Genomic DNA, 1,027 nt, shown 5'->3' with positions numbered 1-1,027 from the left:
AGGGGAACCTGCGGTTGGATCACCTCCTTACCTGAAGATACCTTCCCGCGTAGTGTCCACACAGATTGTCTGATGAAAAAGTAACGAGCAGAAAAACCTCTACAGGCTTGTAGCTCAGGTGGTTAGAGCGCACCCCTGATAAGGGTGAGGTCGGTGGTTCAAGTCCACTCAGGCCTACCAAATTTGCACTCATGCGGCGTTATGCACTCGGTCGTTTACCAACGTAAACTTCCCTCCTGCATGCCTTGCCTGAGCACAAATTACATTTTCTCTTTCTTCTATAAAGGAAAAGAAAGTGTACCCGGTACCGTAGATGGTTTCTGTAAGACTGTATGGGGCTATAGCTCAGCTGGGAGAGCGCCTGCCTTGCACGCAGGAGGTCAGCGGTTCGATCCCGCTTAGCTCCACCATACTGTTTTTCTAAATAAAATACTTCAGAGTGTGCTGGATAACAGCATGCTGCGAAGTATTATGCTCTTTAACAATCCGGAACAAGCTGAAAATTGAAACGACGCGTCGTATTCATTCTCCGTAATAAGAATGAAGTTAACGATGCGTTCGAGTCTCTCAAATGCTCACGACAGCATGCCGTCCTTCGGGACGCTTGTGGGTTGTGAGGTTAAGCGACTAAGCGTACACGGTGGATGCCTAGGCAGTCAGAGGCGATGAAGGGCGTGCTAATCTGCGATAAGCGTCGGTAAGGTGATATGAACCGCAACAACCGACGATACCCGAATGGGGAAACCCAGTGTGATACGTCACACTATCATGTCATGAATACATAGTGGCATGAGGCGAACCGGGGGAACTGAAACATCTAAGTACCCCGAGGAAAAGAAATCAACCGAGATTCCCCCAGTAGCGGCGAGCGAACGGGGAACAGCCCAGAACCTGAATCAGCTTGTGCATTAGTGGAAGCGTCTGGAAAGTCGCAGGGTACAGGGTGATACTCCCGTACACAAAAATGCACCTGCTGTGAGTTCGATGAGTAGGGCGGGACACGTGACATCCTGTCTGAATATGGGGG

At 50.0% G+C, this 1,027-nt stretch carries 2 tRNA genes and 1 rRNA gene; all 3 read left to right on the top strand.

Annotation, left to right across the window (positions count from 1 at the left end):
* Positions 1–103 precede the first annotated feature (103 nt).
* Positions 104–180: transfer RNA gene (locus tag QLG07_RS02625), tRNA-Ile, on the top strand.
* A gap of 154 nt (positions 181–334) precedes the next feature.
* Positions 335–410 (top strand) — tRNA-Ala (locus QLG07_RS02620).
* 207 nt (positions 411–617) lie between these two features.
* Positions 618–1,027: ribosomal RNA gene (locus QLG07_RS02615) — 23S ribosomal RNA — on the top strand; the annotation flags it as partial.

Source organism: Erwinia sp. V90_4 (genome assembly GCF_029967685.1).
GTDB lineage: Bacteria > Pseudomonadota > Gammaproteobacteria > Enterobacterales > Enterobacteriaceae > Erwinia > Erwinia aphidicola.
Note: the sequence above shows the minus strand (reverse complement) of the source record. Positions and strands in the feature narration are given on the sequence as shown.